24 protein-coding genes and 1 tRNA gene are annotated in these 26,766 nt (G+C 29.4%); 12 read left to right on the top strand and 13 right to left on the bottom strand.

The window, feature by feature from the left end:
* Positions 1-378: 378 nt before the first annotated feature.
* From GYM73_RS06935 to GYM73_RS06910, 6 genes are all read left to right on the top strand, one after another.
* The gene (locus GYM73_RS06935; RefSeq protein ID WP_160564173.1) at positions 379-1,701 is read left to right on the top strand and encodes an ammonium transporter; all 1,323 of its coding nucleotides are present in this window, start codon (positions 379-381) and stop codon (positions 1,699-1,701) included.
* A 104-nt stretch (positions 1,702-1,805) separates the two neighbouring features.
* Positions 1,806-2,384, top strand: a complete 579-nt coding sequence (locus tag GYM73_RS06930) for a sugar transferase (RefSeq protein WP_220233400.1) — start codon at positions 1,806-1,808, stop codon at positions 2,382-2,384.
* A gap of 12 nt (positions 2,385-2,396) precedes the next feature.
* On the top strand, positions 2,397-3,059 hold the full coding sequence (locus tag GYM73_RS06925) for an HAD family hydrolase (RefSeq protein ID WP_220233399.1): 663 nt from the start codon (positions 2,397-2,399) through the stop codon (positions 3,057-3,059).
* Positions 3,060-3,087: 28 nt separating this feature from the next.
* A complete protein-coding gene (locus GYM73_RS06920) occupies positions 3,088-4,158 on the top strand; it encodes an acyltransferase (protein WP_220233398.1) in 1,071 nt (356 codons plus the stop codon).
* Between the two features lie 82 nt (positions 4,159-4,240).
* Positions 4,241-4,314: transfer RNA gene (locus GYM73_RS06915), tRNA-Arg, on the top strand.
* Between the two features lie 363 nt (positions 4,315-4,677).
* Positions 4,678-6,309 (top strand): M1 family metallopeptidase, encoded by a 1,632-nt coding sequence (locus GYM73_RS06910; protein WP_220233397.1) that lies wholly within the window; start codon positions 4,678-4,680, stop codon positions 6,307-6,309.
* 303 nt (positions 6,310-6,612) lie between these two features.
* On the opposite strand, the gene GYM73_RS06905 is transcribed toward GYM73_RS06910, so the two are convergent.
* From GYM73_RS06905 to mutY, 4 genes are all read right to left on the bottom strand, one after another.
* Positions 6,613-7,938 (bottom strand): hemolysin family protein, encoded by a 1,326-nt coding sequence (locus GYM73_RS06905; RefSeq protein ID WP_220233396.1) that lies wholly within the window; start codon positions 7,936-7,938, stop codon positions 6,613-6,615.
* A 21-nt stretch (positions 7,939-7,959) separates the two neighbouring features.
* On the bottom strand, positions 7,960-8,541 hold the full coding sequence (gene gldD, locus GYM73_RS06900; protein ID WP_220233395.1) for a gliding motility lipoprotein GldD: 582 nt from the start codon (positions 8,539-8,541) through the stop codon (positions 7,960-7,962).
* Positions 8,542-8,873: 332 nt separating this feature from the next.
* Complete coding sequence (locus tag GYM73_RS06895) at positions 8,874-9,254, bottom strand: single-stranded DNA-binding protein (protein ID WP_105298023.1); 381 nt, start codon at positions 9,252-9,254, stop codon at positions 8,874-8,876.
* A 47-nt stretch (positions 9,255-9,301) separates the two neighbouring features.
* Complete coding sequence (mutY, locus tag GYM73_RS06890) at positions 9,302-10,294, bottom strand: A/G-specific adenine glycosylase (RefSeq protein WP_220233394.1); 993 nt, start codon at positions 10,292-10,294, stop codon at positions 9,302-9,304.
* A gap of 95 nt (positions 10,295-10,389) precedes the next feature.
* Between mutY and GYM73_RS06885 the strand changes: the two genes are divergently transcribed.
* On the top strand, positions 10,390-10,683 hold the full coding sequence (locus GYM73_RS06885) for an HU family DNA-binding protein (RefSeq protein WP_105298021.1): 294 nt from the start codon (positions 10,390-10,392) through the stop codon (positions 10,681-10,683).
* Between the two features lie 263 nt (positions 10,684-10,946).
* Entirely contained in the window at positions 10,947-12,506 is a 1,560-nt protein-coding gene (locus GYM73_RS06880) for an Rne/Rng family ribonuclease (protein WP_160564159.1), read from the top strand.
* A gap of 160 nt (positions 12,507-12,666) precedes the next feature.
* On the opposite strand, the gene crcB is transcribed toward GYM73_RS06880, so the two are convergent.
* Together crcB and GYM73_RS06870 are read right to left on the bottom strand one after the other, a co-directional pair.
* A complete protein-coding gene (gene crcB / locus GYM73_RS06875) occupies positions 12,667-13,041 on the bottom strand; it encodes a fluoride efflux transporter CrcB (protein WP_160566951.1) in 375 nt (124 codons plus the stop codon).
* Positions 13,042-13,120: 79 nt separating this feature from the next.
* Positions 13,121-13,663: a gamma carbonic anhydrase family protein gene (locus GYM73_RS06870; RefSeq protein WP_166004327.1), complete on the bottom strand. Its 543-nt coding sequence runs from the start codon at positions 13,661-13,663 to the stop codon at positions 13,121-13,123.
* A 77-nt stretch (positions 13,664-13,740) separates the two neighbouring features.
* Between GYM73_RS06870 and GYM73_RS06865 the strand changes: the two genes are divergently transcribed.
* Complete coding sequence (locus GYM73_RS06865; RefSeq protein ID WP_220233393.1) at positions 13,741-14,610, top strand: NifU family protein; 870 nt, start codon at positions 13,741-13,743, stop codon at positions 14,608-14,610.
* Positions 14,611-14,622: 12 nt separating this feature from the next.
* On the opposite strand, the gene GYM73_RS06860 is transcribed toward GYM73_RS06865, so the two are convergent.
* From GYM73_RS06860 to lipB, 6 genes are all read right to left on the bottom strand, one after another.
* The gene (locus GYM73_RS06860) at positions 14,623-15,075 is read right to left on the bottom strand and encodes a low molecular weight protein-tyrosine-phosphatase (protein WP_255448927.1); all 453 of its coding nucleotides are present in this window, start codon (positions 15,073-15,075) and stop codon (positions 14,623-14,625) included.
* On the bottom strand, positions 15,072-16,502 hold the full coding sequence (gene dnaA, locus GYM73_RS06855) for a chromosomal replication initiator protein DnaA (RefSeq protein ID WP_105298016.1): 1,431 nt from the start codon (positions 16,500-16,502) through the stop codon (positions 15,072-15,074). Before dnaA ends, GYM73_RS06860 begins: the two co-directional genes overlap by 4 nt.
* Positions 16,503-17,021: 519 nt before the next feature.
* Positions 17,022-17,642 (bottom strand): YigZ family protein, encoded by a 621-nt coding sequence (locus GYM73_RS06850; RefSeq protein WP_220233392.1) that lies wholly within the window; start codon positions 17,640-17,642, stop codon positions 17,022-17,024.
* A gap of 33 nt (positions 17,643-17,675) precedes the next feature.
* Complete coding sequence (gene ribD, locus GYM73_RS06845; protein WP_255570951.1) at positions 17,676-18,728, bottom strand: bifunctional diaminohydroxyphosphoribosylaminopyrimidine deaminase/5-amino-6-(5-phosphoribosylamino)uracil reductase RibD; 1,053 nt, start codon at positions 18,726-18,728, stop codon at positions 17,676-17,678.
* Between the two features lie 28 nt (positions 18,729-18,756).
* Positions 18,757-20,706: a DUF349 domain-containing protein gene (locus GYM73_RS06840; protein WP_220233391.1), complete on the bottom strand. Its 1,950-nt coding sequence runs from the start codon at positions 20,704-20,706 to the stop codon at positions 18,757-18,759.
* 388 nt (positions 20,707-21,094) lie between these two features.
* Positions 21,095-21,808 (bottom strand): lipoyl(octanoyl) transferase LipB, encoded by a 714-nt coding sequence (gene lipB / locus GYM73_RS06835; RefSeq protein ID WP_160564151.1) that lies wholly within the window; start codon positions 21,806-21,808, stop codon positions 21,095-21,097.
* A gap of 495 nt (positions 21,809-22,303) precedes the next feature.
* Between lipB and trxA the strand changes: the two genes are divergently transcribed.
* Entirely contained in the window at positions 22,304-22,624 is a 321-nt protein-coding gene (gene trxA / locus GYM73_RS06830) for a thioredoxin (RefSeq protein WP_220233390.1), read from the top strand.
* 80 nt (positions 22,625-22,704) lie between these two features.
* On the opposite strand, the gene typA is transcribed toward trxA, so the two are convergent.
* Positions 22,705-24,459, bottom strand: coding sequence for a translational GTPase TypA (gene typA, locus GYM73_RS06825; RefSeq protein WP_160557163.1), 1,755 nt, complete (start codon positions 24,457-24,459; stop codon positions 22,705-22,707).
* A 177-nt stretch (positions 24,460-24,636) separates the two neighbouring features.
* On the opposite strand from typA, the gene GYM73_RS06820 reads away from it, so the two are divergent.
* Together GYM73_RS06820 and GYM73_RS06815 are read left to right on the top strand one after the other, a co-directional pair.
* Complete coding sequence (locus GYM73_RS06820; RefSeq protein WP_220233389.1) at positions 24,637-25,038, top strand: hypothetical protein; 402 nt, start codon at positions 24,637-24,639, stop codon at positions 25,036-25,038.
* A 143-nt stretch (positions 25,039-25,181) separates the two neighbouring features.
* Positions 25,182-26,717 carry a YifB family Mg chelatase-like AAA ATPase gene (locus GYM73_RS06815; RefSeq protein ID WP_220233388.1) on the top strand — a complete coding sequence of 512 codons (1,536 nt, stop codon included), beginning with the start codon at positions 25,182-25,184 and terminating at the stop codon, positions 26,715-26,717.
* Positions 26,718-26,766 lie beyond the last annotated feature (49 nt).

Here is a 26,766-nt window from a genome sequence, read left to right as displayed (position 1 = left end):
ATATTATAAAAATTTTTTAAAAAAATTATATAAAATAAATTTAATTTGAGTACTTACAGATGTTTATAGATATATTTTTATAGTTTTTCTAAGTTGAATAATTCATAGTGTAACGAATTACTTTCTTTTAAGAAAGTACACAAAGAGTTCTTTAAATAAGAGATAAATATATTAAACGATTTAAATAATCGAATGTTTAGTTTAAATTTTTATCCAATATAATATATAAATTAAATGCAATAAAAATAAATTTTAGTATTAAAAAATAGGGTTTTGTCTTATAATTTATTAATATTTGTAATTTATACCCATTAAAAAACATGGGTATATTTTGTTTTTAATTAAAAAATTATATTTTTGCTGTATAAAATATTGGGTATGCGTAAATATATTTTAATTCTAATTTTAATATTTGTAGGTTTAGTAAGCCTTTTTTCAAATACATTATTTTCAGCAGAGTCTTCAAAAGCAGTTGCAGAAGGCATAAATTTTAATTCTGCTGATGTAGCTTGGATGTTAGTAGCTTCAGTGCTTGTTTTTTTAATGACTCCCGGAGTAGGTTTTTTTTATGGAGGAATGGTTAACAGTAAAAATATAATAAGCACTATATTTCAGAGCTTTATAGCTATGGTGACAATAACCGTTTTATGGTTTATCTTTGAGTTTGGATTGGCATTCGGACCGGATATAGGGGGTATCATAGGAAATCCATTACCTCATATGTTTATGCAAGGAATTGGAACAACTTCTGCCTGGGTAGGAGCTCCTACCATACCCATACTTTTATTTGCCCTCTTTCAATTAAAATTTGCCATTATAACTCCCGCATTAATTTCGGGAGGTGTAGCAGAGCGTATAAAATTCTGGGGTTATTTATTATTTATAGTTATGTTTTCAATTTTTATTTACTCCCCCCTGGCACATGCTACATGGCATCCGGAAGGAATATTGGCAAAGGCAGGAATATTGGATTTTGCCGGAGGCACGGTGGTTCATATGAGTTCCGGTTGGGCTGCTTTAGCAGGAGCTATTTTTTTGAAAAAAAGAAGAGATACAACTCTAGCAGCTGCACAAATACCTTATGTAATTTTAGGCGCCAGTTTGCTTTGGATTGGTTGGTTTGGATTTAATGCGGGATCATCGTTTGCGGCTAATGAGTTAGGTGTACTAGCTTTTGCAAATACAACGGCAGCCTCTGCTTTAAGTGCTCTAACCTGGGGATTTTTAGAAAAAATTAATGGAAAAAAATTATCTTCAGTAGGAGTTTGTGTAGGAGCAGTAGTGGGTTTAGTAGCTATAACCCCGGGCGCAGGATTTGTTTCTTTAGGGCATTCGTTGTTTATCGGATTAATTGCCAGCGTGATTAGTTTTTACATGGTTAAATTTTTCCATACTAACGGTGTAGATGATACCTTAGACGTTTTTCCTTGTCATGGAGTGGGAGGTATGGTAGGAATGCTCTTAACCGGAGTTTTCGCGGATAAGTCTATAAATGAAGATATTCCTTCAAACGGATTGTTTTTTGGAGAGACCACATTGTTTGTTAATCACTTTATAGCAATGATTGCCGTTTCCATATTTGTTTTTTTTGGAACGTTGTTATTATTATTTATTGTAAATAAAATTATTCCATTAAGAGTTGACCCTGATAAAGAAGAATTAGGTTTAGATATATCACAACACGGTGAAAAAGTTTTTTAATAGTTATTAGAATATTTATTCAATGTTTATTTTAAAAGGTGCTTAATAGGAAAAGGATTTCGTAAGGAATCCTTTTTCTTTTATAATTTTGTATAATAAATAGTATGAAGAAAAATAAAATTATAGCAGATTATTTATTAGCATTAATATGCTTTATTATTTTTCTTGTACCCATGATAATTATATTTATTGCGGTTACATTTGACACAGGTATGATTGGAATCTTTACTCAAAATAGAATAGGTAAAAATGGTAAACATTTCAATTTGTTCAAATTTAGAACGATGAAGGGTGTATATACATCAACGGTCACTACAGATAAAATGCAAATCACCCAATTAGGTAAATTTTTAAGAAAATATAAATTGGATGAATTACCCCAAATTTTAAATATTCTTATGGGTGATATGTCTTGGGTGGGTCCCAGGCCCGATGTTCCGGGTTATGCGGACAAATTAGAAGGGGAAGATAAAATTATTCTTTCCGTAAAGCCTGGGATTACAGGTCCGGCTCAACTAAAATACAGAAATGAAGAGGAAATTTTATCTAAAGTTGAAGATCCACAATTATATAATGATACGATCATTTGGAAGGATAAAATTAATATAAATAAAGATTATGTAAAAAATTGGTCATTAACAGGAGACTTTAACTATCTGTTTAAAACTATATTTGTAAAATAAAAAATTAAAATTATGATTAAGTTGGCTATTTTTGATTTAGACGGAACTTTACTTAACACGCTAAATGATTTAGCTGATTCATGTAATTATATTTTAGAAAAAAATCATTTACCGGTACATGCTTTAGATTCATACAAAAATTTTGTTGGTAATGGAATGACTCAATTGATTGAAAGAGCTTTGCCATCCGAATTAAAAAGTGATCTTGAGGTAATTGAAAAAATTAAAGATGAATTCATTGAATACTATACTAAGCATTCAGCTATAAAGACAGCACCCTATGACGGAGTAATTGAAATGTTAAAATCACTGAGTTCCATGAATATAAAAATGGCAGTAGCATCCAATAAATTTATGGTAGGTGCTCAAGAATTAGTAAAAAAATATTTTAGTGAAATAAAATTTTCATCTGTTTTTGGACAAAGAACTAACGTTCCCATGAAGCCGAATCCACAGATTGTTTACGATATTATGAATGAATTAGGTATAACAAATAAAGAAGAAATAATTTATGTTGGAGATACCGGAACAGATATGCAAACAGCTGTAAATGCAGGCATAACAAGTATAGGGGTTCTATGGGGATTTAGATATGAAGAAGAACTTAAAAAATATGGAGCCGAATACATAGTAAAAAGACCTGAAGAAATTTTAAGGTTGGTAAAAAATAATTAAAATCTAACTGCCATAAGTAAATTAAATTATGAAAAATTCAAGAGTGCCTATATTAGATGGACTTAGAGTGTTAGCTATAGGAATGGTTGTTTTAGGACATTATTATAATTTTTCAAAAAATGAAATAGTTAAATTTTTAGCTTATCAAGGATATTTAGGGGTTCAAATCTTTTTCATTATATCCGGTTTTGTTATTTCTATCTCATTGGAAAATTCTAAAAATTATCTACAATTCTTAAAAAAAAGATATATTCGGCTAGCTCCGGGGATGTTTATTTGTTCAACATGTACTTTCTTATTTTTTAGTTATATATACAAAGGCGAAGGATATTACAGTTCTAAAAATATAATTAATTATTACATAGCTAATACATTTATAGATCCAAACTTCGTAGATATATTCGTCGGTTATACCAAATATTACTATATAGATAATGCGTATTGGAGCTTATGGGTTGAGGTGAATTTTTATTTTTTAATAGGATTTTTATATTTTCTATCGCCTAAAAAAATGATAAGAAATTATATATTGACTTGTATAATAGGTATCCCGATTTTTCTTTTATTTTCAAGTGAAATAGGACATGAAATTTTGAAAAATTTTATATCCCCGGAAAAAATTAAATACTATAAATTTGTCAGTAGAGGATTTATTTTTTTTCATGAATGTTTATGGTTTCTTGTGGGGCTTTTTTTATATAAATTATACAACAATAAAAAAGAATATAAGAACTTAAGCATAATGATTATATTGATAGTTATTTTAACAATTTGGGGGAAAGATATAAAGCTATTGTTTATTTACCTTTCCATTTTGTTATTGTTTTTAATTTTCGTTTATTTTCCAAAATATCTTTCTTTTTTAAATAATAAATGGGTTTGTAGATTGGGCGTTGCCTCATATTCTTTATATTTAATTCACTATCATATTGGAGTGGCTGCTATAAATAGTATCTATAATTTTTTAGGAAAGGAAATACTTCTCATACCTTTACTTATTGCTTCATTAGCTTGCATTTTTTCATTACTAAGCTATAAATATTTAGAAACCCCTATAACTAGAGTTTTAAAAAAAGTATTATTAAATAAAAAGAATTGAAAGAATAATAAAAATTCATTGAAAAATTCAAAAAGATTTTAATAGAAAAAAAAATTTTATTAGCTTTGCACGCAAAATAAATGGCCGCGTAGCTCAATTGGATAGAGCGTCAGATTACGGCTCTGAAGGTTGAGGGTTCGACTCCTTCCGCGGTCACTAAAGTAAGTCATTTTAAACGAGTTAAATTGCTTGTTTTTAATGACTTTTTTTATTGAAATTAGAATTTAACAGTGTTATTTAATGTATAAAGCTTAATCAAATTTCATCAAAATAGTAAATAGGGATTTACTAAAAGAAATTAACTACATAGTAAGTAATTTGACCTCAAATGTGAAATACGATTAAATTAGAGTGAAGTTCATTAGTGACTAAAATTTTTTTACCAATACGTATAATAAACCTTTCATTGTTATAAAACTATTTTTACAATAATTAAAATAAAGTACAAGATACTTATATCCTATACGTTCTTTTATATAATTAATTTTAGCAAATAATTCCATCGTTAAAGTATTCTTTATGAAATCTTTTAAATTTCAACACGTTATATTTTTATTCTTCCCACTAATTTTTGTTGCTCAAGAAAGAGCTTTATTTATATTTAAAGATTCGATAGAGAGTAATAAAAATAAGTATATAGAACATTGGGATGTAAAACATTATGACCTAATCATTGAACCGGACTTTAAAGCAAAATTTCTAAAAGGTTCAAACAAAATTAAATTCCAAAATAAAGGATCTGAAATAATTCAAATAGACCTTCAAAATCCAATGAATATTGATAGTATTTTGACTGTAAAAAATAACCGTATACCATATGTAAAAAAAGGAAATTTTTATTATTTAGACATAAGTCGCAATGCAGAAAAAGAAAATGTTGATCAGGAACTCATTATTTATTTTAGCGGAAAACCCAAAATTGCAGAAAATGCTCCCTGGGATGGAGGTTGGATATTTTCTAAAGATAGAAATGGTAAAGATTGGATGACCGTTGCTTGTGAAGGCATTGGAGCTAGTGTGTGGTTTCCATGCAAGGGCTATTTGGGAGATGAGCCGGATGAAGGAATGACCTTAACTATTGTTACCAATAACCATTTAAAAGGTATAGGCAATGGGAAACTTAAAGATAACTGGAATGAATCACAAAAAAATTATTTTAAATGGCAGGTGATTAATCCCATAAATTCATACAATATAATTCCCTATATAGGAGATTATGTAAATTTTAAAGATGAATATAAGGGAGAAAAAGGAAATTTAGAATTAAGTTATTGGGTTATGCCTGAAAATTTAAATAAAGCTAAATTTCAATTTTCACAAGTAAAAAAGATGCTTGAAGCGTTTGAATATTGGTTCGGCCCGTATCCTTTTTATGAGGATGGTTATAAGATCGTTGAAGCGCCTTATTTAGGCATGGAACATCAAAGTGCAATTGCTTATGGCAATAATTATAAAAATGGCTATTTAGGTCAAGACAGAAGTGACACGGGTATAGGGTTGGATTGGGATTTTATTATAGTTCACGAATCTGGACACGAATGGTTTGGCAACAATATTTCTAATGCGGATATTGCGGACATGTGGATACATGAAGCATTCACTACCTATTCGGAAACGTTATTTGTTGAATATTTTTATGGAAAGGAAAAAGCAAATAGGTATATAATAGGACAAAGAAAGAATATTAAAAATGATATTCCCATTATAGGAACGTATTCTAAAAATAAAAAAGGAAGTACAGATATGTATGATAAAGGAGCCAATATGATACATACCATAAGACAAATTATCGGAAATGATGAACTATTCAGAAATATACTCAGAGGTTTAAACCAAGATTTTTATCATCAAACTGTTACTTCGAGTCAAATAGAAAATTATATATCAGAAAAATCAGGAATTAATTTTTCTAAAATTTTTGACCAATATTTAAGAACTGTAGATATACCCGTATTAAATTATTATATAAAAGATAATACCTTATTTTATAAATGGTCAAACGTTGTTAATGGCTTTTCAATGGAAATAAACACGTCTATAGGTAAAATTAAACCTACAGAAAATTGGAAATCCTTCAAATCTAAGAATTTAATCAATAAATTTTATGTTGATGAAAATTTTTATGTTAAAGTCTATAAATCAAATGAATAACTCATTTCTTTTTCAACTTTTTAATGGTAATAATTGAAATACTTATAAATCCAATCATTGTAGCAAAAAGATAGGTTAAGAACATAAAATTTAAATACTTAGCAGGTATGGGATCATACCAATAGATAATAATCATTTCTGCTGCCTGAAAAAATAGTAATATACCGACTATGTATAAAATAATGAAAAACATATACTTCATTATATCGGTAGTTTTTAGTAAAAACCGATAAAGCATAAATGAAATAATAATAAATCCAATAAAGAGCAAACTATAAATAAAGTAAATCATAAAAAATAGTATTAATCAGTAATTTCATCTTCAGCGGAACTCTCCTCGTTTTCTTCCGTAGAATTAAGTTTTTCCATTAATACTTTATCTATTCTATTTGCATCTTTATCTACAATTTCAAATGAAAATCCGTTATAATTGAATTTTTCGGCAACTTCAGGAATATACTCCATATGATAAATAATAAATCCGGCTAACGTAACATATTCATCATCGTCTAATTCAATAATGGTATCATCAAAAAAAGAATTTAAATCTCTAATTCCTATATTACCGTTAACTAAATATGAACCATCTTCACGTTGCACAATTTCTGTCTCCTCTTCATCGCTCTCAGGCATGTCACCCACAATACCTTCAATAAGGTCTTGCAAAGTAATAATACCTTGAAATGTACCATATTCATCAACAACAAAACCCATATGTTGTTTATTTTTACGGAATTCCTGTAAAATATCAACAGAATGCATATTTTCATGAATGAAGATCGGAGTTTTTATAATGGATTTTATATCAAAATTTGGCGTGTTTATATTTTCATAAAATTCTTTTATAGCCAAATAGGCATTAGCTTCATCTAAATTACCGTTACACACGGGAAATTTGGTAAAATTGCTGTCTTTAATTTGCTTTTCAATTTCTTCGAAACTATCTTTTAAATTAATCCATTCAACTCTTTTGCGGTATGTCATTAAACTTTTAGCTTTTTGTTCTGAAAAAGCAAAAACATTCTGATGCAATTCACTTTCCTCTTTTTCTAAAACCCCTTGTAAACTTGCTGTCTTAAGCATATAAATTAGTTCGTCCTCAGAAATTTTTTCACCTTCCACATTTGAAATTTTAAATATCTTGTTAAATATATGGGTTGAAAATGAAAGGATTTTAACAAACGGATACAAAGCCATTGAAAAAACTTTGATAATTGGAGCAACAGTCAAAGCTATTTTTTCAGGATTTCTCATGCCGAAAGTCTTAGGGATTAACTCTCCCAAAACTATGGATACATAAGTAATCAATGCTATAATGACCATATAAGACAGTTCATTAGCATGGGTTGCTGTCAATGAGAAATGCTCAAAAAATGGAGTAACGTATTTTACTAAGGTAGCGCCTCCATAAGCACCCGATACAATACCGATCAAAGTTATACCCACTTGAATAGAAGATAAAAAATCTTCCGGTTTTTCTAAAAGATTGAGTACTATTTGAGCCTTTTTATTTCCTTTTTTAACTTTGTTTTCAATTTTTTGCCTTTTAACCGATACTAAGGCAATCTCAGATATAGCGAAAAAGGCATTTAAAAGAGTCAATAATAAAAGAATTCCTATTTCTAACATTTTAATATAAAAAAATTAAGTTTATTCCCAGGTAGTTGTTTCAATCATTTTAATAATATCTTTTTCAATATATTCAACAGCAGGTTGTAAAGAATCAGGCCGAGGCTGAACTTTAAAATATAAATTTCCTGAAAGGAAATGTTTAATACTGTCTGTTACATAAAATTGAATATTTGAAGCAGATTCGCCTCCCAATCGATAAAGATTCCCAAATACCTTTTTTTCCGGATAAGAAAATGATTTGGTTTTTATAGAATTGGCTTTTATGGTATGTTCATATACAAGTCTCTGAGCTTCTTTTAATAGCGAATTTAAATTTCCGTTTACCTCAGAATAAGTTAAATATAGAGTTGCTTTCATGAATGGATAACTAAAATTGTACCAACAATTTTTGTGTTTATCCTCTACTTTAGTGAGGTCTGAATACTGAAATTCAAAAGGACATTTTTCTTTTTTAAAAAGTATGTAATTGGGTGCAGGGTATTCTAATCTTACCTGGCCGATTGGCTTAGGTAAATATTCCTCTTTCTTACAACTAAGTAATAAAAAAGAAAATAGAATAATAAAATATAAAATATATAATTTTTTTAATGATTTATTCATCTAAATAAATAAATTTAGTATTTAATTAAATAATATATATAACGAATTTTTAGATACAATATGTATATTATCCCATCTATTACCTATAAATAGAAACTTTTTATATAAATATTTTATCTTGTAATAAAAATATTTTTGAGGGGATAAAGTATATGCAAAAGCAGTCAATGCACATACTTGTAGAATTTTACTAAATAACTTAAAGAAAGTTTTTCTCTTAAAACTATAGGAGAAGAGAAAATTATAAAATAAGAGGATATAAATTAATGAAATACTCGTGGGCCCGGGCTCGTCCATATAAATTGAAATTTTATTATAAGTATTTTTGAAGTTTAAAAATCATGCTGAATTATGTCTTCATTTTCAGGTTGTTTACCCAATAAGTTGGATAAAAATAAAATATTATCTGCAATAACTTCGGTAATATGTTTAGTAATACCGTTATCATCAAATTTACGAGTTTTAAGTTTTCCTTCAATGTAAACTTTACTTCCTTTTTTCAAAAATTTTTCACAAAGTTCTGCCAGTTTATTTCTTGCAGTTATATTATGCCAATCAGTTACATCTACTTTTTCTCCGGTTTCTTTATTCATATAACTTTCAGATGTGGCAACCGGAAAGTTAACAACAATATTTCCATCACTAAACCTATAAGATTTTACGTCAGTACCTAAATTCCCAACTAAAATTACTTTATTAATAGATGTACTCATTTTTATATATAAATTGATCGCATTGATGAGCAAAAATAATAAAAAATTTAATTATAAAATAAAAAATTTTCCATGGGTTTTGGAAAAGCGTAGCTTTTTAAGTTGTTTTTATTCAAAATTATAGCATTTATTTTATGGGCGACTTGATAAAAATCATTTTCATCAATTTCAATTTCTGAAATGGTAATAGTTAACAATCTATGACTAAGCTTATGTTTAATCTGATGGTTATGGATAATTTGGTAATTCTTGAAATTTTGGTCAAATAAGGGGAATTCATATAACCCTTTCCAAATCGAATTGTTATTTCTTTTTTTTATTAATGTTAAGTCTTTACAAAAAAGATAGGCATAATGTATACTTTCTTCTTTAATTTTAACCGAGGAAGATTTAATAGGAAGAACGTTTTGTAAATTATTAGTATAGGCCAAACATTCCTCCTGAATAATACATTGATCACATTTTGGATGTAACGGTGTGCAGACCATCGAACCGAAATCCATGATCGCTTGATTGAAATCACCTGGATTTTCCGGCATTAAAGGTTTAATTAAATCAAAAAAGTAGGTAAAAGTGCTACTTTTACTTATATCCTTTTCTGAGCCAAAAACTCTGGAATATACTCGAAATGCATTACCGTCCAGAGCGGGCACTTTTTCATTAAAAGATATTGAAGCTATGGCAGCGGCAGTATATTTTCCAATTCCTTTAAGTTTAATTATTTCATGATAAGAATTAGGGAAAATACCATATAATTCATTTACAATGTATTTTGCGGTAAAGTGTAAATTGTGCGCTCTAGAATAATATCCCAATCCCTGCCAGGAATTTAATACTTCATCTTGGGAGGCATTTGCCAGAACTTCAACATTAGGAAACCGTTGAATAAAATTTAAATAATATTCATATCCTTGATTAATACGAGTTTGCTGAAAAATAATTTCCGAAATCCAAATGTTATAAGGAGAAAGAGTTTCCCTCCATGGCAGTAAGCGTTTATTAATTTTATACCATTTCTGTAAAAGACTAATAAAATTCACACTTTTAAATGTTTATAAGTTTTACTTTCCAAAAATAATATTATATTTGCAAACTCAAAATTTAATTAGAAGTATAATAATATAATATTAAAAGTATGACAAAAGCAGATATCGTAAATTCGATTTCAAGTAAACTGGGTCTTGAAAAAGTTGAAACTCAAAAAGTCGTGGAAGTTTTTATGGATGAGATTAAAACTGCTATGGCTAAGGGTGATAATGTTTATTTAAGAGGTTTTGGAACTTTTTTAATTAAAAAAAGAGCAGCTAAAACAGGAAGAAACATTTCTAAAAATACAACTATTAAGATTCCGGCTCACAATGTACCTGCTTTTAAACCAGCTAAGTCTTTTGTTGAAGACGTAAAAACAAATGTTAAAGTCAAAAATTAGTAATAATTAATAAATAAAAGAACACTATGCCAAGCGGAAAAAAAAGAAAACGTCATAAGGTAGCGACCCATAAACGTAAAAAAAGAAGAAGATTAAACCGTCATAAAAAGAAAAATAAATAATTTTCTTCTAACATAAAACTAAGGTTTTTTTACTTAAGATATTTGTACATTCTTTACCAAAGTTTAAACTCAAAAACAATAGGTAAAGAATGTTTTTGTTCAAAAATGAATGTGTATAAGGGTGGATAATTAATGTAAAAGATGAGTAAAGAATTAATAGTATCATACGAACATTCAAAGGTTAGAATTATAATATTAGAAGGAGGAAGGATTCAAGAACTTCATGAAGAAGAAATAGGAAATAATTTTACGGTTGGAGATATTATTATGGGCAAAGTAAAAAAACTTGCCCCAAGTCTTAATGCTTGTTTCGTAAACATCGGATACGAAAAAGATGCTTTTTTACATTATCTTGATTTAGGTCCACAAATTAAATCTTCATTAAAATACTGTAAAGGAGTATCTTCCGGTAAAATAAATTCACCCAAATTAACTTCGTTCCCTTTTGAAGAAGATATAAACAAGGATGGAGTTATACAAGATGTTCTAACTCCTAATCAGGATATACTCGTACAAATTACCAAAGAGCCTATTTCAACCAAAGGTCCTCGATTATCTTCCGAAATTTCTTTAGCCGGAAGGTATCTTGTATTGATTCCTTTTGCATCCAAGACATCAGTTTCAAGAAATGTATCTACTGCTGAAGAAAAAGACAGGTTGAAACAAATCGGAGAACAAATACGCCCTAATGGTTTCGGACTTATTATTAGAACGGTAGCAGAAGGTAAATCCGCTCAAGAATTACAATCGGAATTAACTAATCTTTTAAATAAATGGAACAATGTGTGCTTTCGTAATATAAAAAAAAGCAAAGCACCTGCCAAAATTTTGGGAGAATTAGATAAAGCTTCATCAATTCTTAGGGATAATTTAAATGAAGATTTTGTTAGTATCGTTTGTGATAATGAGGAATTGGCCGGAGAGATGAAAGAATACCTTAATATTATTGCTCCCGAAAAATCTAAGTTAGTTAAATATTACGATTCCCATATTCCCATCTTTGAATATTACAATATAGATAAGCAAATAAAACAATTGTTTGGTAAGCATGTTAATATTTATCAATCGAAAGGCGCGTATTTGATAATTGAACATACTGAAGCCATGCATGTTATAGATGTTAATTCAGGGAACGTTACAGCCAATCAAAAATCCCAAGAAGATGCAGCCTTACATATCAACAAATTAGCTGCAGCAGAAATTGCTCGTCAATTGCGTTTACGGGATATCGGAGGGATCATCGTTATAGATTTTATTGATCTTACTTCATCTCAGCACAAAAAAGATCTTTATGAGTATCTAAAAAAGGTAATGAAAGATGATAAAGCAAAACATAAAATCTTACCTCCAAGTAAATTTGGAATAGTTCAAATCACCAGACAAAGAGTACGTCCTCAAAAACAGTTGAATACAACAGAGGAAAATCCTAATATTAATGGAAAAGTAGAATCTCCTATTGTATTAGTAGATAAAATTCAACAACAAATCTTAAATGCCATAGTTTCAAATAAAGGCAAATTGTATTTGCATACACATCCATTTGTTGCGGCATATTTAACTAAAGGTATTAAAAGCATACGTAATGAATGGTTTCTAAATTACAAACGATGGATTAGGGTAATTCCTAGAGACAGCTTTAAATATCTTGAATTTCAAATACAAAACGAAGAGAAGGAAGTCATTTATAAATTTTCAAATTAAACTCTATACTTATTTTTCATCCCTTACAAGCTCTATCTATCCTTCATTTTGAGGAGAGGAATTTAATTGAATAGTAGATATGAGCTTAAAGATCCGGTTTCTTAACATTTTTAGAAACAATAATCATAGTTCGACTTTTACTCTAAAATTTATTGGTATATCAGATTTTAGAAATAAAATTTCCTATCCAAACACCCAAAATTCCTATCAAGATGCTGATACCTATATATAAAGCTAAAGTGAAGAATTGATGATTTTGATATAATTGCAAATTTTCAGCTGAAAAAGTTGAAAAAGTAGTATATCCACCACAAAAACCGGTTATTAATAGTAATTTTATTTCATTGTTTATAAAATTAAATCGTTCTGATAATCCCAAAAATAATCCGATGACAATACATCCGCTACAATTTATAAGAAAAGTAGCTAAAGGAAATATTCCTCCATAATATTTTTGGATATAAAGAGATAATAGATAACGAATGATTGAACCTATAGATCCACCTAATCCTACTAAAAAAATATTATAAATCATAAAATAAAATTATCTTTATCTAAATCTTTACTATTGACAAAAAGTGTAATCAAGTTAATAAATTTCTTGCATCGAATCCTTAAATGCCGTTGTCATCATCATCTTCTTCATTACTATACCATTTGCTGTATTTAATATAATTGGAAGCCGTCTGGTGTATTTTATTTTTCATTAAATCTTCTGAAACCATACCTATTTTTTTTGCCGGAATTCCTGCCCAAATTTCACCACGTGATATAAACGTACCTTGAGTGACTACAGCTCCGGCAGCAATAATTGCATTACTTTCTACGGTTACCTCATCCATGACTATAGCTCCCATACCAACCAGAACATCATCGTGAATGGAACATCCATGGACAATTGCATTATGACCTATAGATACGTTATTTCCAATAAGGGTAGGATGTTTCATATAGGTACAATGAATGACTGCATTGTCTTGAATATTAACTCTGCTGCCAATTTTTATAAAATTAACATCACCACGGATTACAGCATTAAACCAAACAGAACTTTGGCTTCCTATAGTCACATCTCCGATGATTACGCATGTTTCTGATAAATAACAATCATTTTCAATTGAGGGAAATTTATCTAATACTTTTTTAAGTAGCGCCATATTTTTAAATAATATTATAAGAATCTGTTTATAGATACTAGCAAGTTATGTAATTTTGAAGAATTAAACTAAATGACATGAAATTAAAAATTGAAAAAACTCCCAATAAAAATATAGTTAAATTCGTTGCCCCCTCAACATTAGTAGAAGGCAGTTATGAAATATCGGATATAAAAAAAGCGGGTGATATTCCTATAGCACAAGAATTACTTCAATTGCCATTTGTTACTCATATTTTTATTACAGCAAATTTTATTGCTGTTCAAAAAAATGATATGGTAGAATGGGATATGGTCTTAGATGAAGTAAAAGAACTAATTGAAGACGAATTACTGGCGAATCCTTCAGTTGTTTTACAGCCACGTAATACTCCCATATCTGTGTATGTAGAAATGACGCCTAATGCCTCTGTGATGAAATTTGTTACCAACAAAATTTTAGTTGAAGGAATAATTGAATTAAAAAATGAGAGCGAAGCTAAAGAAGTCCCTTTAGCACAATATTTATTTAGTTTTCCTTATGTAAAAGAAGTGTTTATATCGGATAATTTCGTTTCCATAACTAAAGCCGATGATTATCAATGGGAAGATATCTCTATGGAACTAAGGTATACTATTTCTGAATATTTAAGAGAAGAAAAAGAGATCAGCAACATAAAAAATTTTTCCACCTATAAAACTACAGATCATACGGGAAGAGAATTTTCAGAAATTGAAATTAAAATTAAAAATATTTTGGATGAATATGTGTTACCTGCAATTGCCGGAGACGGAGGTAATATAGAACTTATTTCTTTCGATGAAGAAACGAAGGTAGCTAAAATGCTTTTACAAGGCGCATGCAATGGTTGTCCATCCTCAACATTTACTTTAAAAAATGGAATTGAGGAACTTTTAAAACAAATGTTACCTAATGAAATTGAAGCAGTAGAAGCGATTAATGGGTAAATAACTTATCCATTAATCCTTTGAAAGTTTTTCAGCAATACAAGTACAAGCTTCATTCAATAGGTTGAAAACATTTTCAAAATCTTCTATATCACCGTAATAAGGGTCCGGAACACTTTGTTTAACAGCAGTAGGAGATTCAGACATAATTAGTTTAACCTTTTTCTTATCTGCTTCTTTTTTTGCTTTGAAGATTATATCGCTGTAGTTGGCATGATCCATAACATATATAGCATCAAACTCGTCGAAATCAGAAGTAATAAATTTTCTGCCTCTTAGCTGAGAAATATCAATATTGTTTTTTTTACAAACCTGAATCGCACGTTTATCAGGTTTTTCATTTACGTGATAATCGGTTATCCCGGCACTATCTACAGTAAAACTATCAGGAAGTTTTGAACGTAAAATTCCTTCTGCCATAGGGGAACGACAAACATTACCTAAACAAACCATTAATATTTTCATATATCAGAAGTCAATTTTTTATTTAAATCGTCAACATAAGATTTGAATAACTTATCTGTTTCAAATAAGTTGTCAACCGTTTTACAAGCATGTAATACAGTTGCGTGATCTCTTTTACCAATTTGAATACCAATAGAAGAAAGAGAGGCATTGGTATATTTTTTAGCGAAATACATAGCTAATTGTCTCGCCTGAACAATATCTCTTTTTCTGGTTTTTGATTGTAAAGCATCAATTGATACTTTAAAATAATCGCAAACCAAGTTTTGAATATAATCTATGGTAATATCTTTTTTGGAATTAGTAATAAGATTAGATAGTGTTTTTTCAACAAGATCTAAGGTTATTTCCTTTTTATTGAAAGTTGCCTGAGCAATTATGGAATTTAGAGATCCTTCCAGTTCTCTAATATTGGTTTTAATATTTTTAGCAATATATCCTAAAACTTCATCAGAAAGCGCAATACCATCAAATTCCATTTTTTGTTGGAGAATTGCTAACCTCGTAGTATAATCAGGGGATTGTATTTCAGTTGAAAGCCCCCATTTGAATCGAGAGATTAATCGTTGCTCAACATCTTGAATGTCTACCGGCGATTTATCCGAGGTTAATATAATCTGTTTTCCGTTTTGATGTAAATGATTAAAAATATGGAAAAATACTTCTTGTGTACCTTTTTTACCCGATATGAAATGAATATCATCTACTATCAACACATCAATCATTTGATAAAAATGAATAAAATCATTTCTATTGTTTGATTTTGTAGCTTCCTGGAATTGTTGACAAAATTTTTCCATGGAAACATACAAGACAGTTTTTTCAGATTGAATTCTTTTAACTTCTAAGCCGATAGCATGAGCCAAATGGGTTTTTCCTAAACCTACACTACTATAAATAAATAAAGGATTAAAAGAAGTACCGCCGGGTCTTTTAGCAATTTGTTTTCCCGCAGAACGGGCAAGACGATTAGAATCTCCTTCAATAAAATTATCAAATGTATAATTTGTGTTGAGTTGACTATCAATCTTTAATTTTTGTAATCCGGGAATAATAAATGGATTTTTAACTCCTCTTTCAATAAATAGGGGAGCTTCTACTTCCTGAACCTTTATTTGTGCTTTTTGGGAACTTGGAATGTTAACAGTATAGGAATTTTCAGATTGTTGGTTTTTTTCCATCATAATGGAATAAACCAATTTGGCATCTTTTCCCAAATTTTTGGTTAAGGCACTTTTTATTATCTTTATGTAATTTTCTTCAAGATATTCATAGTAAAACTTACTGGGTACCTGTATGGTTAATATTTTATCTTGAAGCTTTACGGCCTTGATAGGTTGGAACCATGTAAAATAGGATTTCTCAGAGATATTATCTTTGATATATTGTAGACAGGCTTCCCATATTGAAATCGCAGAATTTAACATTTTTTTAAATTTGTATAAAAAATAAAGGATAAAATTTTACCCACCTTTTAGATCACAAAATTGTTAATTTATTTTAGAAAAAAAAAGAGGATTACCTGTTGTATTTTTAGAAATTTATTAGTAAGTAAATATATATTCTATCTTGGATGAAATAAAGCGTAAAAATAAGAATAAGATAGGATAAATTGGATAAAAAACAATTGTTTAAAAATATTAATTATTAATAATAATTTGGATTGTATAAAATCGATCTATATAGGGCCAATAAAGGGATTGCAGAATATGAGCCAATAGTTGTGAAAAACAATTTATTCATCAAATAGGCAAAAATAGAATTGAAATGTTGTTGAACAAATTATTTATTTTAATATCCATCATTTTTCTAAAGAAATAGGTATATTTTTGGTCTGTGAAATCAAAAAAACAAGATGATTTTTTATGGCTTTTAAAGAAGGAAAATTAGTGTTATTTTGGATTAATAAATCGGTAGAAAATTTGTTGCTCAGTACGATAAGTGAGCTATAAAATTTTTTTTATGACAATAAAATTTTGAGCCAAATAAGAATCGAATTTTTCAAAAAATAATTCTTTATTTTTCATGGGAACTTCAACTACAAGATAACATTTATCGGAAAAAGTGCTTGATACTATTTCAATCGATAATTTTTTTAAAAGAGTCATAACAGAAGATTGAAACGCATAATCAAATAAGAGCTCATAGTTCTCACTTAATTCCTTAAAAATGATTTTTGCGCATTCAATAGTATATTGAGCACTTTCTTTATAAGCTTTTATCAATCCCCCAACCCCAAGTTTAGTTCCTCCAAAATATCGTACTACAATTAAAAGTACATTGGTTAGTCCTGAAGAAAGCAATTGATTATAGATTGGTAATCCGGCTGTACCCGAAGGTTCTCCATCATCATTGGCTCTGTATAGCTCTCCCGAAATGCCCATTCGAAAAGCATAACAATAATGCGTTGCATTGGGATATAGTGTTTCACTAAATTTTAGATAATCCTTTACTTCTTGTTCATTATTGACATTAAATATTAGCCCGTAAAATTTACTTCCTTTAATTTTTAAAAGAGCATCCGTTATTTCAGTATCAACAGTTTTATAAATAAATTTATCATCCATGTAAATTTAAGATATTGATTTGTAGATAATTGATTAAAATAACGTTGATGGATTTTTAAGATATGAAATAAGATTGTCTCCCACTAATTCTTGATAACTAATATCTCCGAAAAGAATAGGAGCACTAGTGCCATTTTTTAATATATTTGGAGACGTGATGATCATTGCTTCGTCCCACATTCCTTTATCAATAAAATGTTGTAAGGTTTGTTTACCGCCTTCGATGATTACCGATTGAATATTTTTGTCGTATAAAACATTTATAATTTGGGGAACTAAATCCTTGTCAAAATCTAATTGAAAATAGTTTAAATGGGTAGTTGATTGAGATTTTTTTTCCGTAAAGATAAAAGTCTCAGCTTGGTCATCGAAAATAGAATAACTGAGGGGAATTTCTAAATTTTTATCGATGAGTAATCTTATTGGGTTATTACCATAAACAGATCGGGTAGTTAAACTAGGATTGTCTATTAAAGCAGTATTTTTTCCGACTAATATAGATTGTTCTTCATTTCTTAACACATGTGTTTTTTGTATTGAAAACGGATTGCTGATCCAGAACGGATGGTTTCTATCTCTGCCGTTATCTATTTTCTTATTTAAAGTTTCTGCCCATTTTAAAATAATATACGGTCGTTTTTTCAAATGATAAGTAAAAAATCTTTTATTTAATCTTTTACATTCTTTTTCCATAACACCGGTAACTACTTCTATACCTGAATTGCGAATTATTTCAATTCCTTTACCGTTAACTTTACTCGTTGGATCCTGAGTACCGATCACCACTTTTTTAAACTTTAAATCCTTAATTTTTAAAGCGCAAGGAGGAGTTTTTCCGTAATGAGCGCAAGGCTCTAAGGAAACATAAATGGTACTTTTTTTAAGTAAACTTTGATCTTTAACCGAGGAAATGGCATTAATTTCAGCATGAGCTTCACCTGATTTTCTATGCCAGCCTTCTCCAATTATTGTATTGTTGTAAACTATAACAGAACCTACTAAAGGATTAGGATAAGTGGTTCCCAAACCATTTTGAGCAAGATCTATACAACGCCGCATGTAGACTTCATCGACAGTATTACCCATAAATTCTTTTTATAAGCGGTGAAATAGATTATTCTTCCTCAGTTTCTTCAGAAATACCTTCACCATCTTCATAATTTGAATCGCTTTCAGACAAATTTAAATTAACCAGTTTTGAATAAGTCTGTTTTAATTCATCCAATTTAGTTTTTTTGGATTCAATATTGTTTAATGTATTCTGTAAAAGCGGATTGTCTTGATTGGCATTTGAAAAGTATGATAAATTATTCTCCAATTGAACAATTTCATGTCCCAAATCTTGAATTTGCTTTCTCATTTTTCGTAGATCTTCATCCAGCTTTTTATCATCCTTAGATTGCTTATAATTTTCTACTTTAATATTTAACTGAATTTCATCAATGATGTTTTTATCAATATCGAATTTTTTAATAAGATTTTTAATAGCTGAATTAAATTCTTTATTGATGTTCATATTCTCTCTGGGAACTTTTCCAATAGAATTCCATTGAATGCTGTAATCATTGATTTTAGCAAGGGCATCTTCTTTATCAGTAGCAGAAATGGAGGATATTTCGTCCAAAAGACTTTGCTTTCTTTTTAAATTTTCGATCCATTCTTCATTAACTTTATTATTTCTTAATTTATATCGGTTAAAGAAATAATTGCAATTTTCTCTGAATTCATCCCAAAGTTTATCAGAATATTTTCTTGGAACATGACCAATATTTTTCCATTCATTCTGAATCTTTTTATAAAGATTTAAAGCAACTTCCCAATCTTCGCTGTCTTTATTTGCTTTAGCGATTTCCAATAAGTCGTTTTTCTTTTTAAGATTTTCTTGTTGGATCTTTTTTAAATCTTTATAAAATGTATTTTTCTTATTGTTGATTTCATGAAGCAAACTTTTAAATTTACTCCAAGTGTCACTACTGGTTTCTTTAGGAATTCTTCCTGTAGTAAAGAAAGCTTCTCTTAAATTTTCTATTTTCTTAACATTATTTTGCCAGAAGGAATGATCGGGATTTTCAGCGGATGCTATAGTTTCAAGTTGAGAAATAATGGCTTGTTTTTTCTCCAAATTCGCTTGTTGTTCTTCTTTAATTTTTTCAAATAATTCAGATTTGCGTTCGTGAATTTTTTGGGTTATTGCTTTAAATTCTTGCCACGTACTTTCTCTAAACTCTTCCGCCACAGGTTCTGCTTGTTCTTTCCATAGCTTGTGCAAATATTGCAGTTCATTTAATGCTTTTTGCACACTAGGCTCAGTTGTCAATTCTTCGGCTCTGCTAATAATAGCCCTTCTTTGTTCCAAATTATGAGCATAGTCCAATTCTTCAAGTTCCTTATTTAATTTGATGAATTCATGTGTATTATCTAAATGATGAAAATAGGTTCTGAAAACATCACCGGCTCTTGATTTAGGAATCTTACCTGCATTATGCCATCTTTCTTTTATATCTCTGAATTTTTTAAAAAAAGAACTGATCGATTCCATAGGGGTTGTATACAGCTCTTTTAATTCTTCAATTATCTGAAGTCTTTTATTGAGATTATTTTGCTCGTTTTGTTCTTGTTCTTTATAATATGAGTTTAGTTTTGTTTTATAGTCGTGGTAGGCTGAATTGAATTTGTTTTTTAAGAATTGATCGGGTTGATAACTTAGCTCGTCTCCACCTTCATTAAGGAACTTTTGTTTTCGTTCCGTTTCATGTTCATCAAATTTTTTTAAAAATATATCCCTTATGGAATTAATATTTTCTCCAATTAATTGAACTGGATAATGATTGTGAAGATATTTAAGCTCATCAATGAGTTTTTCTAATGAAAAAGATTCATAATCTTTTTCAGGAATGGTTGTTTCTTCAACGGATTGATCCTCCTTGTTGTTTTCAGAATTTAGCTCATCAATAGAATCTTCCTTAGAAGAATTTTTATTATATGTTGATTCTAAATTTTGAGTTGATTCAACCTTTTTTTCATTTCCTTCTGCATTATGCAGGTTATCCGATTCAGTACCCATATTTTTGATATTTTTCCAAACAAAAATATAAAAAATATTGCAAATGTGCTATATAAGTGATAATAAAATGTAAATGGATTAAATATTCAAAAAAACATGATTTTTATGTTGTTAAATAAATAAATCAAAAAAAAATATTAGAGTTAAATAAATCACAAAAAGTGTTAAATAAAGTAGAAATTAAATTTTTTTAGTTTTTAAATATTTAAAATCTAAAAATTATATTAACAAATTCTTAAAGATATAAAGCACAATGTAAAAATTAATAATAAAAATTTTTATCTTTTTTTACTATATTGAATTTTAAGATGAAGAATTAAATTGGTGAAGAATTTAATTTATGGAAGATGAAATAGTAATTATAATTAAAAATTATAGAATATAAATATTAAATCCATTCAAGATCAAATATTTCGGAAAAGTATTTTTTAATAACTTTTTTCACCTCATCCGGGTTTACGGATATACCTAATTCTTTTTCTAAAGAAGTAACATATTTGTTTTGTATGCCGCAAGGAACGATATAGTCAAAATAGGAAAGGTTGGGGGATAGATTAAGGGCAAAACCGTGCATAGTGACCCATTGGGAGGCCTTTACGCCAATAGCACATATTTTTCTGGCCATAGGTTTATTTACATCAATCCATACGCCTGTTTCCCCGTTAGATCTTTCTCCTTTAATTCCATAAAAATTTATGGTTTTTATAATTACTTCTTCCAACAAGCGCATGTATTTATGGATATCATTAAAAAAATTATCGAGATCAAATATAGGATATCCAACAATTTGTCCGGGACCGTGATACGTAATATCTCCGCCTCGATTGGTTTTAATGAACTGAGCATTAATTTCTTGAAGTTTGATATTGCTGATAAGAAGATGATCTAAATTACCATTTTTACCTAAGGTAAATATATGCGGATGAGAAACAAATAAAAAATAATTGGGAGTAAGATTTATTTCGTTAGTTATTGATTTTTTGTTTTTTAATTTGATTGAAACAATATATTGGAGTAATTTTTCTTGCAACTTCCAAGTTTTAAGATAATCAGCATGAAGTAAATCTTTATATATTACTTTTTTATTTTGGATTTTATTCATTAAACTAAAATAATTGTATAAATATAAAAAAGATAATATTTATATATGTTATAAATGAAATATTAAGATTAATAACTTGTTAAAATATAGCAGGGGATTGGGATAAGGAAAAAAATTTTAACATTAATGTAACATTATTATATGTAAAACCCTTTCAATAGAAACTATGAAAGGGTTCATTAACACTAAAAAACTTTATTAAAGAACAACTAATTATTGATGCAAATATACATCATTTTTCTTAAATACAAAATTATTTAATAGATTTAAGTAAAAATTGTTAATAAAACGTTTAAACTTGTTACTATAATGTTAAGGCTAAAGTTTGAGGTAAAAAAATAATTTGCGCTCATTTTATTTTCAAGAATTAATATATATTAATTTTTTATTCACATAAATCATTAAAAATGCAATTTCTTTACTAGTGCAAAATGAAATTTTTAAATTAATTTTGCTTTAACAATTAGTGAAGATATAGATATAAATAATACAAATATGAGTTTAGAAATTAGTGATCAAACATTCAAAGATGAGGTATTAAGTTCCAAAGAACCGGTTTTGGTTGATTTTTGGGCTGAATGGTGTGGACCATGCAGAAGTTTAAAACCTATAGTTGATGAATTGTCTGAAGAATTTAAAGGAAAAGTAAAAGTTGTTAAAATTGATATTGATGCCAATCAAGAAGTTTCAGTAGAATATGGAATCAGAAATATTCCTACGCTTTTATTCTTTAAAAATGGACAAGTTGTTGACAAAGTAGTAGGGGTTCAGCCAAAAGAAAAGCTAGCAGAAAAAATGAATGCATTATTGGATTAATCCAATTATCTGATGAAAATAAAAATATCCTGAAATATTCAGGATATTTTTATTTATATAAAATGCTATTTAAAAGTATACTAAATTTTACGCATACGTAAGCTCTTAGGAGTTATTTCAAGATATTCGTCATCTTTAATATATTCCATAGCTTCTTCTAATGAAAATTCAACTTTAGGGAAAATTTTAGCTGCTTGGTCAGATCCGGAAGCTCTCACGTTAGTTAACTTTTTACCTTTTATAAGATTAACTTCCAAATCATTATCACGACTATGTTCTCCGACTACTTGACCTTTATATATTTGATCTCCCGGTTCAACAAAAAATTTACCTCTATCCTGAAGTCGGTCGATTGCATAAGCCAAAGCCTGTCCCGTTTCAGATGAAATCATAGATCCGTTTTGTCTTTGCGGAATAATGTCTTTTACAGGTTCAAAATCTTTAAAACGATGATTAATAATGGCTTCTCCGGAAGTTGCTGTTAGAAGAAGGTTACGTAATCCAATAAGACCTCGAGAAGAAATATCAAATTCCAAATGTTGTAAATCACCTTTAGGTTCCATCACTTTTAATTCTCCTTTTCTTTGAGTAACCAATTCTATAGCTTTGCCGGATACAGCATCTGGAACATCAATTACTAAATGTTCATAGGGCTCATGTTTAACACCGTCAATCTCTTTAATAGTTACCTTTGGTCTACCTACTTGCAATTCATATCCTTCACGTCTCATAGTTTCGATAAGGACAGATAAGTGAAGAATACCTCTACCAAAAACATTGAACTTATCTTCGGAATCAGTTTCTTCCACTCGAAGGGCTAAGTTGATTTCAGTTTCCTTCATTAATCGATCTCTAAGGTGTCTTGAAGTAACGTATTTACCTTCTTTACCGAAAAACGGTGAAGTATTGATAGTAAACAACATACTCATCGTAGGCTCATCAACCGCAATACGAGGTAAAGCTTCCGGTTCGTTCAAGTCAGCAATGGTATCTCCAATTTCAAAATCATCGATACCGATTACAGCACATAAATCACCGCTTCTAACAGATTCAACAGGTTTTCTTCCTAAACCTTCAAAGACTTGTAATTCTTTTATGCGTATTTTTTTATTTTTACCGTCTTCCTGGCAAAGAGTATAATCTTTTCCGGAAATTAAATCTCCACGATACACACGACCTATGGCAATTTTTCCCACAAAACTTGAGAAATCAAGAGAGGTAATTTGCATTTGAGGCGTTCCTTCTACATAAGGTGCTTCCGGTATTAATTCAATAATTTTATCTAATAAATATGTAATGTTATCAGTAGGTTGTTTATAATCTCCGGACATCCAACCTTGTTTAGAAGAACCGTATACCGTTTCAAAATCCAATTGTTCTTCAGTAGCATCTAAATTAAACATCAATTCAAATACCTGATCATGTACATGTTCCGGTTGGCAGTTTTCTTTATCAACTTTATTAATAACTACGATGGGCTTTAATCCCAATTCAATTGCTTTACTAAGAACAAAGCGAGTTTGAGGCATTGGTCCCTCAAACGCATCCACAAGCAATAATACACCGTCAGCCATTTTAAGAACACGTTCAACCTCTCCACCAAAATCCGCGTGTCCGGGAGTGTCAATGATATTAATTTTGACACCTTTATAGTTAACCGATACATTCTTGGATAAAATGGTTATTCCTCGTTCACGTTCCAGATCATTATTATCCAGAATCAAATCCCCGTCATTTTTTTCAACAACATTACAAGACTGAATAATTTTATCTACTAATGTTGTTTTTCCATGATCGACATGAGCAATAATTGCTATATTTCTAATTGATTGCATATATGATATTAAAATTCAGGTGCAAATGTAAGATATTATTGCTAAATATATGGTTTTGTGTTAGTAAATAAAAGCATACTATTATTCATAATTTAAGGCTTTATTAATAGAAACTTAAAAACACTATTAAAATGAATAATTTAATTGTACTTTTGATTAGTATTTAAAAATAAGAAAATGAAAATATCTTATATCGTATTTTTTTTAGGTATTGCTTTAAGCATAAGTTCATGTAACAATTCTAAAAAATCAGAGAAGGATCCAAATACTAACCAATCAAAGGATAGTACTCTAGTGGTACAGCCTACGTCATTAGATACGATAAGTTTATCTCCAATTAAAAAAGTACCGAAATTTGAAAATAAAGAGGTGGACAACTTTGTTCAGGAAACTAAATTATATTTTGAGCAAATAGCAGAAGCTACTCAAGCAGGTAATGATAGTAAAATTTTAGAATTGCAACTTAAAGCCAATGATATAGATGAAAATTACAAAAGTGTCTTGAAAAAATTAGATACCGAACAACAAAAAAATCTTAGAAATTGGTATATGCAATTAGTCGATGCTGCATCCAAATAATAACTGCATATTTTTTTATCGTCTTTGAACGTATTAAAAAATAATGAAAGTAGTATTTTAAGTATAAAACAGATATTCATCATCATACATTATCTAAAATAAACTAAAATAGTTTTATATTTATACGGATAAAACTATTTTTTATGCTAATTAAAACGTATGGAAGTTCTGTCTATGGAGTCAATGCTCAATTAATAACCGTTGAAGTAAATGTAGATAAAGGAGTAGGGTATCAGTTGGTAGGTATGCCGGATATGGCAATAAAAGAAAGTGCACATCGAATTTCGGCAGCCTTAAAAAACTGTGGATATAAAATGCCGGGTAAAAAAATCACAGTAAACATGGCACCTGCAGATCTAAGGAAAGAAGGATCAGCTTATGATTTAACAATTGCTATGGGAATATTGGCGGCATCCGAGCAAATAAAAGGAGATCATCTCGATCAATATTTAATTATGGGCGAATTATCTTTAGATGGTTCTTTACAACCCATAAAAGGTGTTTTACCTATTGCAATACAAGCAAGAGAAGATGGTTTTAAAGGCTTTTTTCTTCCTAAACAAAACGCTAAAGAAGCTGCTATAGTCAATGATCTCGAAGTTTATGGAGTTGACAATATAAAAGAAGTCATTGATTTTTTTGATAAAAACATTCAATTAAATCCAACCATAGTAAATACAAGAGAAGAGTTTTTTGAGAATAATAATAAATTTCAATTTGATTTTTCAGAAGTCAAAGGTCAGGAAAATGTAAAAAGAGCTTTGGAAATTGCTGCTGCCGGAGGTCACAATGTACTTTTAATCGGTCCGCCGGGAAGTGGAAAAACCATGTTGGCAAAAAGAATTCCTTCCATCTTACCTCCATTGACCTTATCGGAAGCACTAGAGACAACCAAAATACATTCCGTTGCCGGAAAATTAGGATCAGAATCTTCTTTAATGACAGTAAGACCTTATCGTAATCCTCATCATACCATATCGGGAGTAGCATTAGTTGGAGGAGGAAGCTATCCGCAACCCGGAGAAATTTCTCTTTCTCATAACGGCGTACTTTTTCTGGATGAACTGCCTGAATTTAATCGCCAAGTATTGGAAGTCATGAGACAACCTTTAGAAGACAGAATTGTTACTATTTCAAGAGCAAAATTTACGATCACCTATCCGGCTAGTTTTATGTTGATTGCTTCCATGAATCCTTCTCCTTCCGGATATTTTCCAAATGACCCTAAAAATACGAGCACTATACAAGAAATGCAAAGATATATGAATAAAATATCCGGGCCGTTACTCGATCGAATCGATATTCATGTGGAAGTTTCACCCGTTCCTTTTGATGATTTGTCGGATAAAAGGAAAGGAGAGTCAAGTTCAGAAATAAGGGCAAGAGTGGTAGAAGCAAGGAAAATACAAACTCAAAGATATAAAACAGCGGAAGGAATCCATTATAATGCTCAAATAGGTCCTAAACAATTAGATGAATTTTGTTTGTTGGATGACATCTCTAAAAATTTATTAAAATCTGCCATTGAAAAATTGGGTTTATCTGCCCGAGCTTATGATCGAATCTTAAGAGTGGGCAGAACGATAGCAGATTTAGATAAATCTGAAGTTATCCAAGCACACCATATTGGAGAAGCTATACAATATCGTAGTCTTGATCGGGAAGGATGGTGTAAATAAATGTATATTTTTGAAAAATTATTATTAATTTAAACAAAGAAAATAATAA

Origin of the sequence: Apibacter sp. ESL0432 (assembly GCF_019469225.1) — a bacterium.
Taxonomy (GTDB): domain Bacteria; phylum Bacteroidota; class Bacteroidia; order Flavobacteriales; family Weeksellaceae; genus Apibacter.
This window is presented reverse-complemented; position numbering and strand designations above follow the sequence as displayed.